The organism is Paraburkholderia sp. GAS42, from assembly GCF_050436565.1.
Classification (GTDB): Bacteria; Pseudomonadota; Gammaproteobacteria; order Burkholderiales; family Burkholderiaceae; genus Paraburkholderia.
Genome location: NZ_JBNDML010000004.1, coordinates 358195 through 375040, shown reverse-complemented (window position 1 = coordinate 375040; position 16846 = coordinate 358195). Strand labels below are relative to the sequence as shown.

Below are 16846 nucleotides of genomic sequence, written 5' to 3'. Positions count from 1 at the left end.
ATGAGACCGTTAGTCGCCGTAAGTTACTACCGCTCCATCCTTGAATGTGTAGACGGTGGTCGCCGAGCTTTTCAGATCATGATGTGCGTCGAACGAGTATTCGCCAGCCACGCCCGCGTAGGTGGACCTGGCTAGTTGCGCAACGATTTTTGCGTGATCCGTTGTCGTGCCCGCCTTCACCATAGCGCCGGCCAGCAGCTTCATGCCGTCGTAATAGCTAACGCCATAAACCTGCGTATCGACGTTGAAGGTTGTCTTGTACTTCTTGAGGAATGCGCTACCCGCGGGCGTCTTGTCCAGCGAGACCCCGCCTTGTGAACAGTACGCATTCGCCGCTGCGGGACCTGCGATCCTGGCCATATCAGCCGTACAGATCCCGTCGCCGCCCAGCAGTTTCGCCCGCAACCCGAGCTGACGCATCTGCTTCACGAGCGGGCCGCTTTGTGAGGCGTAACCACCATAGAAGATGACGTCGGGGTTGTTTCCTTTGATCTGAGCCAGCACACCCTTGAAATCGACTGCCTGACCATTCGTGTATTGCTGGTCGATAATCTTGAGCCCGCGTGCCTTGGCCACGGTCATGAACTCTTCAGCCACGCCCTGGCCGTACGCCGACCGGTCATCCATGACCGCCGCTGTCTTTGCTTTAAGCGTATCGATGGCGAAATTAGCCATCGCTCCGCCGAGTTGTCCGTCACTGGCTCCGATACGAAATACCTCGTTAAAGCCTTGAAGGGTCAGTGCCGGGTTCGACGCAACCGAAAGCATCGGGATGCCAGCATTCTGGTAGAGCCGCGAGGCCGGGATCGCGACTCCGGAATTGTATGGACCAAGAACTGCGGCCACCTTGGCGTCGACCAGCTTTTGCGCGACTTGCACCCCAATCCGGGGATCCGCCTGGTCATCTTGCGATACCAATTTGAATGTTACGCTTTTACCGGCGATCGTCGTTCCGGCACTATTAAGTTCGTCAACCGCCATGCGCGCGCCATTCTCGTTGTCTTTCCCTTCCGACGCCTGGGGACCGGTCAACGGTCCGGAAACACCAACAAGAACAACCTCTTGGGCGCTTGCGCTACCGAAAGCAAGAAGTGCAGCAACCGTCATTACCGAAGAGATCAATTTTTTCATCGCACACCCCAAGTGGTTAAAGTACACTGGATTCTATAGTGACCACTTTTGGTTCTATTTTCAACCATTGCAAAATAAAATCTCATAGGGGTTTCCCTGGCCTAAACGGTCGCAGAGCAGCGCCTGGAACCATGACCAAGAACGATCGATCATTTGACTATGACTACTTCACACTTCAAAACTCCCGCGATCATCGGCTATGTGACCCCGTGGAGCGCGCATGCGGATCAGGAACTGGCGTTCAAAATCAGTTCGCGCGGCGGTCGCGCTTTTACGGCGACTGTTGAGCGAATAGATTGTTGTGACCCAAATCCTAACGGGCCCGGGATGAAGCTGGTCCCGATCGATGCCCAGCTGGAAAACACCTACCCGGGACAGGAGCAGCCGGTATTTCCCGGCTCCTGCGCTTACGGCCCGATGCCGGCTCTAAAAGACTCTCAGCGCGTCCAGCTCGACCTGACAGTTCAGCCCACGCTTGAAGCCGCTTCCCTCCAGACATTGGTCGCTCTTCAGAACCACGATGGGACGCATGGTGTAGCGATCGCTCTCACTCGCGGTGAACTTGTTTTTCAGAGCCTCGCGACCGGGGAACAGATCACAACAGGCGTACCCGTCGCCGCCGATCTGTGGACAAATTTGCAGATATCGATCGACCGTGACGGACACATTCGGGCGATTAGTTCCGGTATGGACGCGCGCGAAGAGGCATTCAGGAACGTGGCGGACTTTGAAGCACCGTTCTCAGCCGCGGCGTTCGACGCCACTTCCGTGTGCTTTGCGGCTATCTGGAAAGGACGCCCGGAGCATGCCTTCAACGGCTTCATCGAAAGTCCGGAATTGCGCGCGGCCCGCAACGACGCACGCGGCGACCAGCGTGAGGACACCCTGTTGGCGCATTGGGACTTCACGCCAACCCTGGTTCATACGAGCGTACCGAACCGGCTTGATAGCGACGCCCCGTTGACGCTTGTGAACGCACCAATGAGAGCAGTTCGATCGTCAGGATGGACTGGACGGGAGTTGGACTGGAAGCATGCACCCGATGAATACGCCGCGATTCGTTTCCACGCTGACGACCTGTCGGACTGTGGCTGGCAAACGTCGCTAAGTTTCAGAATTCCGGCTGACATGCCATCTGGAGTCTATGGACTCCGCGTGGACAATGGAGCAGGGGTCGACACGATTCCGTTTTACGTCACGGTTGCTTCGGGGGGAAAGCATGCGCGCATCGCGTTTCTTGCGCCCACATTGACTTACCTGGCCTACGCCAACAATGCTCGCGGAAATTTTTTGGGCGCGCTTGCTGATCGCGTGGACAAATGGGGCGGCTATCCTCACAACCCGGACGTCGTAACTGCATTTGGTACATCAACATACAACTACCACAGTGATGGTTCGGGTATAAGCCTCTCGTCCCGCTTGCGCCCGATTCTCACAATGCGCCCTGGCTACCTGACGTTCCTTGACGAGCATGGGTCTGGTCTGCGCCACTTTTCCGCGGACTCCCATCTGACCAGCTGGTTGAGGGAAAAAGGATTCGAATTTGATGTCGTTACCGATGAGGATCTCGATGATCGCGGTGTCGACGCGTTGAAGCACTACGACGTCGTCCTGACCGGATCGCACCCGGAATACCATACACGCCGAATGCTGGACGCGCTCCTGGCCTACCGGTCTGCTGGCGGAAGCCTGATGTATCTTGGTGGTAACGGGTTCTACTGGAAGATCGCGCGGGCCGCATCAGTGCCACATCTGCTCGAAATTCGTCGAGCCGAGGCGGGCATGCGGGTGTGGGAAAGTCAGCCCGGCGAGTACTACAACCAGTTGGACGGCGAGTATGGGGGTATGTGGCGTCGAAACGGATTGCCCCCGCAAAAAGTTGCGGGAGTCGGGTTTACAGCGGAGGGAGACTTTCGGGGCACATTCTATCGCCGCACGCCGGCCTCGTTTGCCACCGAACATGCCTGGCTGTTCGCGGGGGTTAAAGCAGGAGCAGGAGAACAACTTGGAAACTTCGGCTTGTCTGGCGGCGGTGCCGCGGGCTTCGAAATTGATCAAACTGCAACCGACCTCGGCACGCCCGCCTACGTGACAGTGGTTGCGTACTCCGACAATCACGACGCCAGTTTCGTGACCGTTCCCGAGGAGCTTCTCTTCAATCGAATGGTCGGCAAACCTAGAGTGCATAGCGGCATTCGAGCCCACATGATCTGCGGCTTCGGCCCGAGCGGCGGCGGATTATTCGCAGTCGGCTCAATCTCTTTTCTCGGAAGTCTTTACTGCGCCGGTTATGTCAACGACGTCTCACAAATCGTCGAGAACTGTTTGCGCCGCTTTCTAGCCGTCTCCCACACCTCCCGCAAGTTGCCCTTACAGCATTGACTGGAGGCGGGGTCAGCAAAGAAGGCCATTCCGGGGCAGGGGCGCGCACAAAGTCTGGGGGTCATCAATCCATAGAAAGCGTAGCCAGCGTGCAATGGGAACCAGAAACTACGCACCCGGAATGGCTGTTGCGCGCCCGGCTTCAGACATCCCGGCGTCAGTTGCGAAGGCGCCACCGGGTCGTTCGCGCGGTCTGCAGTCTGGTCGACCAGGAGCCGTCAGACAGTCAACGGCGAGGCTATCCGAAAATCCGCGCCCATGCGGCTCGAAGGCGTCGGGCGCGGCCTTCGAAGAGATACGAGCCAGCCAGCGCCAGTAGGCCCGAGATCACTCCCGTCACGACGGCCTCAGCAAAGGGGAAGCCGTAGTGGTTCACGTGCGAGTAGGCGTCGCCTAACATTGTCAGGAAGCCGACGACCAGCGCATTGCCATATCGGTTCGAGTAGAGCTTCGCTGCCGGTGTAAACGTCAAAAGAACGGCCAGAATTCCGGTGACCAGACCTGTCTGTAATGCAATCGTCCAGTGGACAAGACTCATGATATTGCCCCAGCTGCCCGGCATGCAGGTCATGCACGCGCTGGTCGGCTGCCAGAAGCGCTGGATAAACAAACTGACGCGGCGCTTCCAATCGCTTGACATCATGTATTTCCCCATGGATGCCCCTGTCAGGGTTCCGACGCAACTATACGTTTCCTTGGAGCTGTGTTCCAGGCCTCTTGTTCCGCCCGTCGGTTGAAACGAGGTTTCCGCCCTCTGAATGCGGCGGAACTGCTGTTCTCGACCTATGCTTGCTGCCAATCGCGAGGTTGAACATTGCGAGATCGCGGACCTGCGCCGGAAGCTGCAGACGGATGCGAACGGCCTAAATCTCCTTGAGCTTCAACAGGGGCTCCTGCCCGGTCAGCCTGCCCTTCCTCCAGAGCACTCGCTTTCCGGCATCGACTTTTTGGGCTTCCATGCCAATCTACTTTCAACGAAGGGAGACACAGTCTGCACCCTGGCGGATGGTCGCTGTTCGGACCCTGAACCGCCGTTCGGACTTTTGCCACCGCAACGACCGCTTCCGAAGTACAACGGCCGTTCCTTCTTCTGTTTCGTGAGTCGCATCATCGGCCATTCCCGTCATTCGCGACCGGTCAAATTTGTCAGTCTCGAAAGACACGACATGGCCGTTCGCTGCCGGCTTACGGTGAAGCTATGTTGTCGCGCGCATCAAACGCCTGACGTTGTTTCTGTATTACAGAAAACCCATCTTGCGTGATGTAGCGATGGCGAACTTGCGATAGAGGGATGGAGACAGCCGCTTGACGTAGTAGCACGGGCGCGCCGATGTGCCGACGACCACCATTTCACGTCCGGAAATGACGCCTTCGACAATCGCATCGGCAACCCGGTCGGGCGAGGTGCCCTGGTTCCGATAATAATCCTGCAAACGTACCTTCTGCGCCTCGGACACCGATGGCGCCGTTACGCCGGCACCGGTGGTGATGGCCGTATTGATCGCTCCTGGGCAGACCACGGTGACACCGACGTCGGTGTCTTCGAGTTCCATCGAGAGTGCTTCGGAAAATCCCAACGCGGCATACTTGCTCGCGCTATAGACCGCCAGCGTGGGCAACGGCGCGAAGCCGTTGGCCGATGCAATGTTGACCACGCGACGCACGCCGCCGCCGGCGATCATTTTTGGCAGGAACAGGTAACAACCGCTGAGCACGCCTTTGACATTGACGTCGTACAAGCGCTGCCACGACTCCGACGGGCTGTCCAGGAAGTTCCCGCAGTAGGCGATCCCTGCATTGTTGACCAACACATCCAGCGCACCGACCCTGGCATGCACTTCGTCGGCGAATACACGCATCGCGTTATCGTCGGCGACATTGACGGTCAATGCCAGGCAGGCGGCACCGAGGGACGTCACCTCGCGTTCCACAGTGGCGAGGTTGGTCGGATTGATGTCCGATAGCACCAGCTTGGCGCCGTGCCGGGCAAACGCCAATGCCGTACTACGGCCTATGCCGGAGCCGGCTCCGGTGATCAGAACATTCTTGCCGGCGAGGTTTTTCATGCTCATGTTGGCTGCCTTCTACGAAAAAGAGGTTGCTAAAAAATTGATCAAGGTCCGATTGACTGCCTCCGGTTCCTCAATCGGCAGGAAGTGGCCGGCGTCCGGGACTATCACCAGCTGCGATCCGGAAATGTTTGCATGCAAGCGCTGCGAATGCGCGGGCGTCGTCTGGCTGTCTTTGTCGTTGCTGCCCACCATGACCAGCGTTGGCACGGCGACACGGTACAGTTCGTGGCTCAGGTCGTCGCGTGCGTTCACTGCCTTGGCCGTGCGCAAAAGGGTGGCAACGTTATTGTCCAGAATGCGCTGACGTATTGCCCGTCGCAGCACCGCGCGGGCAGGATGGGCGAGGAATTTATCGCCGAGACAAATATCCATCAGCGTACCGATGACCGGTCTGATGCCAAACCAGCGGACGACAAAAACCAATATGCCGCTCATGCGAAGGTCAGCGGCCGTCGGCGCCTCGGCCGAACTGCCGATCAGGCTCAGCGATTTGACTAATGCGGGGTGTCGCAAAGCCAGCCGCAACGCGATAAAACTGCCCATCGATTGGCCGACGATATGGCAAGGTCCGTCGCCGAGCGCATGAATCAGCGCGGCAACGTCGTTGGTCTGCGTGTATAGCTCGTAGCCCGATTTGGTGACCGTGCTGTGCCCATGCCCGCGCAAATCCACGCAGACGCAACGGTAACGGTCTTGCAAAGTGGCGACCTGGGCGTCGAACAAATGCCAGTCCCACAGCATGCCGTGGAGGAAAACGATGGTCTCGGCGCCCGCGCCGTGGACTTCGTAGTGGAGTTGCCCGTCAGTGACTGGTAGGGTTGCCATAGGGTTCTCACTCGGAAGCGGCGCGTGCGTAGCGTGCGCCGCTTGTCGGCCTCTCGTCACGGGTTTGCTCGACGACGAATTCGTCGAAATTCGGACGCATCAGCCTGCGCCAGAAGCCGAAACCGGAGTCAGGGGTATTCGTCACGATGCGGCCGCCCTCGTTCTTGAACCAAACGGGACAGCTACCGCTCCAGACCATTCCCTTGAAACGTTGCTGCATCATTTCGTTGTAGTCGTGCTGCACGTCGCCCCGCACATCCATCGAACGCCAATCCTTGCGGCCGGCATGCCGAATGCAGCGCACGATATAGTTGACATGGCGTTCGATGACGAACAATGCGGATTGATGGCCGAATGCGCTGTTCGGTCCAAGCACGGTGAACAGATTGGGGAAGCCGGCGGTGACGACGCCGAGATAGGCGGCCGGTTCCTGACCCCAGACCTGCGCCAGCGTCTTGCCGTGTTTGCCGGTAATGGCGAAAGGCATGTCCCCGATATTCTTGAACCCGGTGGAATACACCAGCACATCGGCGCGATGGCGAGTGCCGTCGGCGCAAATCACTTCGTTTTCCGTCGCTCCGGTGATCGCTGTCGTCTGCAGGCTGACGTGCGGCAGCAGAAAGCTCGGATAATAGTCGTCCGACACCAGCACCCGCTTGCAGCCGACCGCGAAATTCGGCGTCAACTTCTGGCGTAAAACCGGATCGCCGATGGCGCGGTTGAGGTGGGTCGTCGCCAGCCATGTCAGCGCCTTATGCATGATTCCGCCGGGGTTTTTCAGTGCCGGGTAAATCAACTCTTGCGTCAGGAACAATTGCAGGCGGTGCAATCTCTGCGCACCTGGAAGCCAGCGGAACAGGACCTTTCTGAGGGCCGAATAGGCGCGGTCTTTCCTTGGCAAGACCCAACTCGGCGTGCGCTGAAACACGGTGACCGACGCCGCCACCTTGGCCAGTTGCGGGATCGCCTGGATGCCGCTGGCGCCGTTGCCGATCACGGCGACATGCTTGCCGCGAAAGTCGTAGTTGTCATCCCAGCAGGCGGTATGCATGGCAGCGCCGGCGAAGGCTTCGATACCCTCGATTTTCGGATATTGCGGCAGCGACAAGCCGCGCGACATCGAGATCAAGTACCTTGCGCGCGCCTGCTCGCCCGAGCGGAAATCCAGCACCCATAGTGCGGCTTGCTCGTCATAGGTCGCGGCCACGACCTCCATTCCATAGCTGATGAAACTGCCCATGCCAAATTGTTCGTGGCAGCGCTGTTGATAGGCCCAGATTTCACGGCCCGGCGCGTAGCGGCGCGACCAATCCGGATTGGGCGCAAACGAATAGGAATACAAATGCGAAGGGATATCGCAGCACAAGCCGGGATAGCGGTTGTCGCGCCAGACGCCACCGAGCGCGGCGGCCTGTTCAAAAATCCGGAAATTGGTGATGCCGGCACGCTTGAGCTGGATGCCGGCGCCCAGGCCAGTGAAGCCGGCGCCGACGATGGCCACTTCAAGGATCATTTCGCTGTGCTTGATATCCACTTTGCTCGTTCCCTTGCATATCGAATGCCCGTTGATGTTGCACCGATTGTATTTGCCCGAAAGCGAAAATTATTAACATTGGGCGACAAATATTGCACAATTGACGACAGGTAACCGACAAGGAATGCAATGGCGATCAAGCTGTCGCGTGCGGATGCACTACTCGGCTATGGCGAACTGGTCAGCGCGCTCGACGGTGACGCGGGCAAATTGCTGGCGGACGCAGGTTTGCCGGCAGAAGTGCTCGACGATCCCGATATGCTGATATCGAGAGCGGCGATCGCATCGCTACTCGAACGCAGTGCGACGGTGCTGCATTGTCCGGATTTCGGCATGCGCCTGGCGGCGCGCCAGGGTATCGACATACTGGGTCCCCTGGCCCTGGAAATACGCAATTGCCCGACCGTCGCGGACGCGCTTGCCAGCTTGAGCAAATACGTGGCTGTCATTAGGCCCGGCCTGGAGGTAACAACGGAAAGCGATCGCCGCGCCGGCACAACGTTTGTGCGCGTATCGTTAGTGACTGGCCATGCCGGCAATATCTCGCAGTTGCTGGAACTGACGATGAGCGTGGCACAAGGCATACTGACGCTGCTCTCGGGCGGGCAAGCCAAGGCGCTGCGGATTTCCTTCGAGCACGGAAGGGTTGCGGCGCTCGCCAGCTACCAGGCAATCTTCGGCGTCAATGTGCGTTTCAATTGCGAACACAGCGGATTCTTGTTCCGCTCCGCCGACCTCGCGCTGCCCATCGCGAACGGCAATCCTTTATTGCACAAGATCGCGCAAGCCTATCTCGACACCCATTTTGCCGCACCCGATACCGCCGTCACGGCCCGCATTCGCGCGCTGGTGTCGACACTACTGGCGCCCGGCATGTGCCATCACGTCCGCGTTGCCAAGACCATCGGCCTGCACCCACGCACCATGCAACGCCGCTTGAGCGAAGAAGGCACCTCGTTTGCGGCGATCGTCGACGAGGTCAGATATGAGCTGGCACAGCGTTATTTGAGCCAGCCTCACGTTCCGTTAAACCGGATTGCGGAATTGCTGGGCTACACCGAGCCGTCCGTGTTTTCGCGTAGCTGCAGGCGTTGGTTCAGCGCGACTCCGAGCGAGCTACGACGCAGGGCGCTGTCTAAAAATAACTGACGGCTCCGCGCTCGTCGAATCAGTGTTCAGGACGCCTACGAACGCAACCGGAACAGGGCGACCGCGGCATTGAGTTGGGCGGCCTGACCCTCGAGTGATTGGGCGGCAGCGGCCGCCTCTTGCACCAGAGCGGCATTTTGTTGAGTGACATCGTCCATTTGCGTGACCGCCTGCCCGACCTGGTCAATTCCTCGGCTCTGCTCGTCCGATGCCGACGCAATTTCGCGCATGATCTCGCTCACGTGGGACACGGCTTCGATAACTTCTCCCATCGTCTGCCCCGCCTGGTTGACGAGTTTCGTGCCGGCGGCCACGCGAACCACCGAAGTATCGATTAATTCCTTGATTTCCCTGGCGGCGGCAGACGACCGCTGGGCAAGCGCCCGCACCTCGCCCGCGACCACGGCGAAGCCGCGTCCCTGCTCGCCCGCGCGAGCCGCCTCGACGGCTGCGTTGAGCGCCAGAATATTGGTTTGAAACGCGATGCTGTCGATCATCCCGACAATTTCGCCGATCCTTGTGGAGCTCTCACCGATCGTGTCCATGGTCCCCATGACGCGCGCCACCACCTCGTGACCTCGATCGGCGATATCCGATGCTTGACCCGCCAACGTGCATGCATAGCGTGCGTTTTCAGCATTCTGGCGCACCGTGCCAGTCAACTGTTCCATGCTGGCTGCCGTTTCTTCGAGCGACGCCGCCTGTTGTTCCGTGCGGGAAGACAGGTCGAGGTTGCCGGCGGCTATCTGCTTCGTCGCGGATCCAATAGTTTCGCTGCTGGCGCGCACATTGCCGACGATATCCAGCAGACTATCGTTCATGCGTTTGAGCGCTGCCAGCAACTGGGCTGTCTCGTCGCTTCCCGTCGCTTCGATGTCGGAAGTCAAGTCGCCGGACGCCACCGTTTCCGCAACTCTGACTGCCTGCGCGAGTGGCTTCGTAATCGAGCCAATCAGTTTCCAGCAAATAAGCACAGCCGCTACGAGCACGAGCATCGTTTCGATTGGCTGTATCAACTTTGCCCGTTCATAGATTTTGTGAGACTTGGCGTATTCCTGCCGCGCAACATCCGACTGCAGCTGCATCAGTTTCCCGATCACCCCGGACAGTGGCTCGATGGCCGGATACATCTCGCTTACGACGAACCTCCGCAAGCCTTCGGTATCGTTTGTCCGCAACAGGTTTAGCAGTCGGTCGACGGCGCTGTTCGCGAGCTTCAAACGGGGTTCGGCCTGCGCTACCAGATTTTTTTCGTCATCGACCAGTTCGGTCGCGGTGTAGTCCTTCCAATCCCGGTCGATGACCGCACGCGCTGTAGTAATTGTCCGGATGGCGTCGGCCGACGTCATTGCGCCGTCGCGGACCTTGTGCGCAGTCCTCGCGATGATTACCGCATAGCCATCCGAGACAGCCTCGATCTGGTTGAGGCGCACGACACGATCGTTGTAAATGGTTTCGATCGACGCGTTCGCCTGACTCAGACGTAAAACGGTATTGACGGAAGAGCACGCGAGCAGCGCAAGTAGACCGGCCACCAGCAACGTCAACCGATTCCCAATGCTGAGGCGCGACAGCGAATTTCTTCTTATGTGCTTCAATTTACGATCCTTGTCTTTTCAATGCTGTCCGACCTCGCTCGTCAGTTCGCCCCGCTCAACCCGCCACTTCATACCCAATGCACGTCGACGTGCGCCCGGATTCAGGTGGGAACAGGCGCCACGTGCCGTCACCGTGCTGGAAAAAGTAGATTGCGACTGGGTCTTGCGATCTCAGCGCCTCGACACGCACACAACGACTCCGCATCGGATGCGCTCGAACGTATCGCGTAAGGCGTACCCTTGACGTCGCACTCGGCGCGAACCATTTCTCGATCAATGAACGCAACGATATCTGGGCGGCGCCCATCAGCAACTCCCATTCAACTCACGAAAGCCGATCGCCGTTCGAATCGACAACGGTATCGTCTCTTGACTTCCATTTTGCTCAGGCCCAAGTACGAAAACGCGCAATAGCGCATGCACATGTCGCCATCATCCCGTGCCTCACCTCGTCGAACGATATCCGCAGTCGACATCGGCATGTCACTTCGAGACACCCCAGGGATATTCCCAAGCGGGGTTCGCCATGTTCATATCAGGCTCGGGATCAAAGCAAAGGACAGGCGACCCGGCGAGCGGCGGGCCAGCCCGGCTCCGCCCTCGAACACGAGTCGCATCAATCTGCCGCACGCCTGGTATGGCCTGAAGACTGGTGCCGACGCATTGCGGATCTAGCTGCCTTCATGCTTCAATCCGCCCATTGCTCGTTGCGCAGGTCAGCCTGGCGTTCGGGTCGCTCTTGCCGATGAACAGCCTCAGCGCGAGACGTTGTACCCTGTTGCCGTACGGCGGATAGAACAAGTCGATGGGGAAGAACCGGTGCCGTTTAAAGACAGTGCGTGCGTGCGATAGCTCTCGGAACCCCTCTTCGCCATGGTAGTTACCCATGCCGGAGTTGCCGACCCCGCCGAATGGCGCGGCATGATTGAGCGCGTGCCAGCCCCAATCGTTAATTGTTACGCCACCCGAGTGCGTCCGGCGCAGCAGTCGCTGCCGTGCGTCGGCGTTATGACTAAAGCAGTACAGCGCCAGCGGCCGCGGTTGGCTTTGGATGTAGCTCACGACCTCCTCTTCGGAATCGTAGGGAATGACCGGCAGGATCGGGCCGAAAATCTCCTCCTGCATCACGGCCATCTCGGCGGTACAGTCTGTGACGATATGCAATGGGATGCGGCTTCCGGATCCCTCGCCGCCGCATGACACGATGGTCGCGCCTTTTCTCCCGGCATCTTCGAGCAAGCTTCTGATGCGGCCGGCCTGGCGCTCGTTCACCACCGAGGTGTACTCCGCGTTGTCTTGTGGCTTGTCGCCCCAGAAACGGATTGCGGACTTTTTCACCGCTTCAATGAAGGCCCCCACAGACTCGCGCGGCACCATCGCGTAGTCCGGCGAAACGCAGATCTGCCCGCAGTTGACACCCTTGCCGTGCGCGATGCGCTTCGCGGCGTCGGCGATGGAATAGTCACGCAGCACCACGGCCGGAGATTTGCCGCCTAGTTCCAGCGTCACCGGCGTCAGGTTTCGCGCAGCCTCACGCATGATCACTTTGCCGATGTCCGGTGAGCCCGTGAAGACGATATGATCAAACGGCAACGAAGTGAAGATGTTCCGGTCTTTCAACTCTCCGCCAATGACGGCGACCAGGTGTTCCGGAAAGATTTCCGTAAGCAGGTGCCTGAGCACAGCCGTGGATGCCGACATATTTCTGGGCATCAGGATCATCGCGCGGTTGCCGGCCGCAAGTGCCGTCACCAGTGGCCCCAGCGACAGATAGACCGGAAAGTTCCAGGTCCCGATGATGCCGACTACGCCCTTGGGCTGGTACGTCACGCGCAGGCTGTTGGTCGCGAACAGCAACTCGGTCGCACGCCGGCTGCTGCGCATCCAGCGCTTGAGATGCAGCAGGCAGTGATTGATCTCCAGCGTCGTGGGCAGGATATCGAGCATCAGTGTCTCGGAGTGAGCCCGCCCGCTGAAGTCACTGTCGATGGCTTCCGCGAGCGCATCCTGATAGCGGCGCAGCTGAATCTTCAGCTTGCGCAAATTTCGCTGCCGCTCGTCGGCACTCAGATAAGGGGCGCTTGTGAACGCTTCTTTCTGGACGCCAAACACAGCGTGTAACCCGGCAATTTCGTCTTGATAATCTCGTTGCATGTCTGCCCTTCTTCAGGTTGGATCTGCACCACGCCTCAGGCGTGGCGCCTGGCCAGCACGCGGCCGATTCGGTGAGCCAGCGCCGTCACCACGATCCACGTGACAAGGAATGAGGCCAGCATGAACGGACCGCTCACCTCGGCGCCGTCGAGCAAGCGCGCGTAGATCGGCACCGGCGACTTGTAGACGTCGTACGAGGGCGCGATGCCCAGCGCGGCAATGGCGGATGCGATGACGAAGCGTGAGCGTTCACCCAGCCACAGTTGCGCGAAGTAGCTGACGCCGCGGGCGCCAGCGATGAACGGTAACCCGTAGACCATTAGCAGCGGTGCCATCAGAACGGTAATGGCCGCATACATCGATAAGGATTGAAGGTCCATGATTGACTTCCCCGTCAGTGCTTGTTGTTGCTTGCGCTTATGGAAGCGAGGGCGGATTGGGTCGCCCCAGCAGATTGCATCGGCGTCGCCGTCTTCGTGCCGGGCTCGCCGTCCGGGTACAGACAGATGAACGACGCCAGGCCCCCCTCGATGCCGTAGGCCGGCAGGTTCGATGAACTCGAGCAGACTGCGTTGTCCCTGGTGAAGACCATGTCACGCAGCCAGGTGACGCGCGTGGGCAGCGGATAGGTCACGAAAGTCTTCGTGCCGGGTATGAACCGGAAGATGCGGTCCGACATGTTCGACGTGATCCAGACATCACCCGTCTTCGGGTTGACGTTCAACGCATACGGCACTTCATACTCGTTGTGTGCCAGCAGAGGCAGTTTGAAGGTCTCGAAACGATGGCTCCTCGTGTCGAACTTCATCAGACCGCTTTCGTCGAACGCCGGTATCCACAAATTGCCTTGCGGGTCGAAACGCAGGCGGCGCGGGCCCTTCAGCGGGGTGTCGAACTCGGTCACCTCGCGAGTTACCGGATCGATGCGGCCGATCTTGTTGGCGTAGAGCTTCGCGTACCAGATCGAGCCGTCGACCGGATTGACGTCGATGCCGTAGGGGAACGGAAAGGCGTCACGACCCTGGAAGGCCCACTTCGCGTGCGTCACGGCAAGCGGCATGTTCTGCTGCTGGAACCAGGATGCAATCTTGAGTACGGTCGGGAACAGGTAGTGCGAGACCGCGCGCCAGAAGCCGCCGTCTGGCAGATGGATGATCTCGAACTGCTCGGTCTTCGGATCAAAGCGGGCTACCTCGTTGGAAGCGACGATCGTGAACCAGATGATCCCCTGCCTGTCGATGCGGATCGTGTGCGGGTAGAGGTGGTTGTGGCCAAGCTCGTAGAGCTTGAACTTCTTCGTTGCCGGGTCAAAGGAAGCGAGCGAGGACGACAGGGCGTTGGTAATCCAGAGTCGGCCGTCAGGCGACTGCGCGATGCTGTGCGGACCATGCTTGCCGCTGAAAACGCCAATGGGCAATTGCATACCGGAAAAGACGCCGCCCACCGGCAGATCGATGTCGGGCTCCTTCCACTCGTCGATCTTGCCAGTCTTGCGGTCGAGCTCCCAGATCACATCGTGGCCTTCGTCAGCACCGTAGAGATGCTCGTCGAAGCCGACGTCCGCATCGTGGACGAAGGTCAGGCCGTCGCCGACGACCCATTCCTTAATCTTGGCGTGCACGAGGTCCGTGTCGAACAGATACTTTTCTACGGCGGCCACCTCCTTGCCGTCAAAGCCCCGGTACAAGGCCCTGGTGATGTCCTGGGCCTGCCTGTTGGTCAGCACCGCAAAGTAGCCTTCCATGCGATGCACGGTGGCAGCCCAGCCGGCCTCGTCGCGCGGCGTACGTGTCAGCGCATTGCCCACCTGGTGACAATAGTTGCATTGACTGACGAAGGCGGCGCGCGAGTCCCGACTGGACCACGGCAGTGTGCTCAGGTGCGCCGAGGCCGGCAGACTCTCCGACAGTTCGACTGCAACGGAATGACGCTCTTGCACGAAGTCAAGGCTTTTCTGTGCATCTAAAGACAGATCGACGTTCTGAGTGACATCCTTGAAGTACGGTGTGCGCGCGCGGACCTGCAATTTGCCGACAAAGTCGACCGTAGTGCTGTAGTGTCCATTCGGGTCGGTGTAGACAGTATCGCGGCGCTTTCCGGCTGCGTCGAAGACCGTGACCATGATGCCAGCAAGGGGCTTGCCCCCACTGGAGACCGAACCGGTAAGTGTCCCGGCTTTGGCGCTCAGGCTGAAAGCCTGAACGCCCAACAGCAGCAGACAGAACAGCAGTTTCGAGGGCCTATTTATCATTAAAGACTCCGGTGAACCAATTTGATCGAATTACATGGCGGCGAACGTCTCGCTCGCTCCATCGACGATCGCTCCATCATCCGGGGTCCCAGTCCGCGGGGCGATATCCGCGATCGACATACGCATATCAATTTGCGACAGGTCAGGGTTATCCCTCCCGATCCGGTCCACCCCTGCTGTTGCCTGTTTGCGGCGAACTTGCGCGTGCGTTGCAGCTTTAACGTTGATTCTGGGCATGTCGTCGCTGCGACTGCCGCTCCCATCGCGAATGAACTGCCTGCGACGTATCTGACACGTAACCCGTCACATGCCTCGAAAATTTATTTAGTTAGGATATTGAGTTAATATCATTGGCAACATAACGTCATTTCAATTCTGACCCGCCTGCTTACTTATTCTCTCTCGGGGGTTGCCTCGAGCGGAATGATCAACGGTCCCTTGAAGGCCTGCATGATGGCCGACGCCGGCAAACCATGACCCAGGAGCTTCGCCATCGCATTCATGTACTGCGTCACGTGCCGGAAGTATTTCTTGTAGCCGGCGCATAGATAGTTCAGGCCCGGCTCCCCGTCCGGGGTCGCCATGAAGCGATTCTTTGGGCATTCGCCATGACAGGCGAAACGGTAATCGCACTTTCGGCAATAGTCCGGCAGCGATTCCTCCTTTGCAAGGCCGAAAGCCTGCTGGGCGGGCGACGTTATCATCGCCGCAGGTTCGTCGTGCTGTATGTTCCCGAGCTTGTATTGCGGATACACGAAGTGATCGCACGAGTACACGTCGCCGTTGTGCTCCACGATGGCAGCCTTGCCACAGCGTGGGGAAAACAGGCACACGCCAGCCGGAACCTGGCACCAGGCGGCTAGCGCCCACTCGAAGTTCATTACATGTACTCGTCCGACGTCGTTACGAACCCATTCGTCGAAGATAGCGATCAGAAAATCGCCGTAAGCTTCGGGCTCGACGCTTTGAGCCGTCACGGCACTGGCCGGGTCCGTCTCGCTGTGCCCGTGACGAGACAGCTTCGGGGGAATTGCATGGGACAAGCCGAAGCGAATTTCCTGTGGACGCGGCGCTCGCTCCACGACGGGATTGAACTGTATGTGCCGCACGCCGCTTTCTTTCAAAAAGCGATAGATCTCAAGCGGGTATTTAGCCACGTCGCGTGCCACCGTCACCAGCACGTTGAACTCGACTCCGTGGCGCTTCATGCACGCGAGGCCACGCATGACATCGTCGAAGCTCGAGCGGCCCTGCTTGTCGGGCCGGTACAGATCGTGCACCTCGCGCGGCCCATCCAGGCTCAACCCTACCAGGAAGCGCTCACGCGCAAGGAACTCGCACCAGGTGTCATCCAGCAAGGTGCCGTTGGTCTGGAGGGTGTTGCGGATCGCCTTGTCACCGGCAAATTCGCGCTGGTAAGCGACGGCGCGCTCAAAGAAATCAAGCCCCATCAGCGTTGGCTCCCCGCCTTGCCACGTGAATTCCACCTCGGGTGTCGTCTGCGCCGCGATGTAACGCTGCACGTAGCTGCGGAGCACCGAATCGGACATCCGGAAGCGCTCGCGCGCCGGGAACAGATTTTCCTTCTCCAGGTAAAAGCAATAGCTGCAATCGAGATTGCAGAGCGGTCCAATGGGCTTGGCCATCAGATGCAGGCCTTGGGGAGATTCGGTAGATTCTTGCATTTCGCTTCCTGCACGCTGTGGTACCCGCATGGCTGGGCTTTGTAGCCGCAGCCATCCGAACACCA

At 59.1% G+C, this 16846-nt stretch carries 13 protein-coding genes and 1 pseudogene; 3 read left to right on the top strand and 11 right to left on the bottom strand.

The annotated features are described in order from the left end of the window. Positions 1 to 9: 9 nt before the first annotated feature. The gene (locus P3T16_RS09010) at positions 10 to 1131 is read right to left on the bottom strand and encodes a branched-chain amino acid ABC transporter substrate-binding protein (protein ID WP_429341972.1); all 1122 of its coding nucleotides are present in this window, start codon (positions 1129 to 1131) and stop codon (positions 10 to 12) included. A 159-nt stretch (positions 1132 to 1290) separates the two neighbouring features. Between P3T16_RS09010 and P3T16_RS09005 the strand changes: the two genes are divergently transcribed. Beyond that, a complete protein-coding gene (locus P3T16_RS09005) occupies positions 1291 to 3513 on the top strand; it encodes a N,N-dimethylformamidase beta subunit family domain-containing protein (protein WP_429341971.1) in 2223 nt (740 codons plus the stop codon). A 238-nt stretch (positions 3514 to 3751) separates the two neighbouring features. On the opposite strand, the gene P3T16_RS09000 is transcribed toward P3T16_RS09005, so the two are convergent. After that, complete coding sequence (locus P3T16_RS09000) at positions 3752 to 4153, bottom strand: hypothetical protein (protein WP_429342060.1); 402 nt, start codon at positions 4151 to 4153, stop codon at positions 3752 to 3754. Between the two features lie 145 nt (positions 4154 to 4298). Here P3T16_RS09000 and P3T16_RS08995 point away from each other — a divergent pair, with 145 nt between their 5' ends. Continuing rightward, positions 4299 to 4775, top strand: a complete 477-nt coding sequence (locus P3T16_RS08995; RefSeq protein WP_429341970.1) for a hypothetical protein — start codon at positions 4299 to 4301, stop codon at positions 4773 to 4775. Here P3T16_RS08995 and P3T16_RS08990 read toward each other — a convergent pair. Genes P3T16_RS08990 through P3T16_RS08980 form a run of 3 tightly spaced genes read right to left on the bottom strand, consistent with a single transcriptional unit; the run spans position 4752 to position 7944 of the window. Further along, positions 4752 to 5585, bottom strand: a complete 834-nt coding sequence (locus tag P3T16_RS08990; RefSeq protein ID WP_429341969.1) for an SDR family NAD(P)-dependent oxidoreductase — start codon at positions 5583 to 5585, stop codon at positions 4752 to 4754. The genes P3T16_RS08995 and P3T16_RS08990 overlap by 24 nt on opposite strands. Positions 5586 to 5597: 12 nt before the next feature. Next, the gene (locus P3T16_RS08985; protein ID WP_429341968.1) at positions 5598 to 6410 is read right to left on the bottom strand and encodes an alpha/beta fold hydrolase; all 813 of its coding nucleotides are present in this window, start codon (positions 6408 to 6410) and stop codon (positions 5598 to 5600) included. Positions 6411 to 6417: 7 nt separating this feature from the next. Beyond that, the gene (locus tag P3T16_RS08980; RefSeq protein WP_429341967.1) at positions 6418 to 7944 is read right to left on the bottom strand and encodes a flavin-containing monooxygenase; all 1527 of its coding nucleotides are present in this window, start codon (positions 7942 to 7944) and stop codon (positions 6418 to 6420) included. A gap of 129 nt (positions 7945 to 8073) precedes the next feature. Between P3T16_RS08980 and P3T16_RS08975 the strand changes: the two genes are divergently transcribed. Then, positions 8074 to 9093, top strand: coding sequence for an AraC family transcriptional regulator (locus P3T16_RS08975; protein ID WP_429341966.1), 1020 nt, complete (start codon positions 8074 to 8076; stop codon positions 9091 to 9093). A gap of 35 nt (positions 9094 to 9128) precedes the next feature. Here P3T16_RS08975 and P3T16_RS08970 read toward each other — a convergent pair whose 3' ends face one another. From P3T16_RS08970 to P3T16_RS08945, 6 genes and pseudogenes are all read right to left on the bottom strand, one after another. After that, a complete protein-coding gene (locus tag P3T16_RS08970) occupies positions 9129 to 10691 on the bottom strand; it encodes a methyl-accepting chemotaxis protein (RefSeq protein WP_429341965.1) in 1563 nt (520 codons plus the stop codon). A 681-nt stretch (positions 10692 to 11372) separates the two neighbouring features. Continuing rightward, a complete protein-coding gene (locus P3T16_RS08965) occupies positions 11373 to 12845 on the bottom strand; it encodes a coniferyl aldehyde dehydrogenase (RefSeq protein ID WP_429341964.1) in 1473 nt (490 codons plus the stop codon). Between the two features lie 35 nt (positions 12846 to 12880). Further along, positions 12881 to 13225, bottom strand: a complete 345-nt coding sequence (locus tag P3T16_RS08960) for a hypothetical protein (RefSeq protein ID WP_429341963.1) — start codon at positions 13223 to 13225, stop codon at positions 12881 to 12883. Between the two features lie 94 nt (positions 13226 to 13319). Further along, positions 13320 to 15096 (bottom strand): annotated as a pseudogene (locus tag P3T16_RS08955) (carboxypeptidase regulatory-like domain-containing protein); the annotation flags it as partial. Positions 15097 to 15126: 30 nt separating this feature from the next. Next, positions 15127 to 15333, bottom strand: a complete 207-nt coding sequence (locus tag P3T16_RS08950) for a hypothetical protein (RefSeq protein WP_429341962.1) — start codon at positions 15331 to 15333, stop codon at positions 15127 to 15129. A gap of 155 nt (positions 15334 to 15488) precedes the next feature. Beyond that, entirely contained in the window at positions 15489 to 16781 is a 1293-nt protein-coding gene (locus tag P3T16_RS08945) for an anaerobic sulfatase maturase (protein WP_429341961.1), read from the bottom strand. Positions 16782 to 16846: the final 65 nt, after the last annotated feature.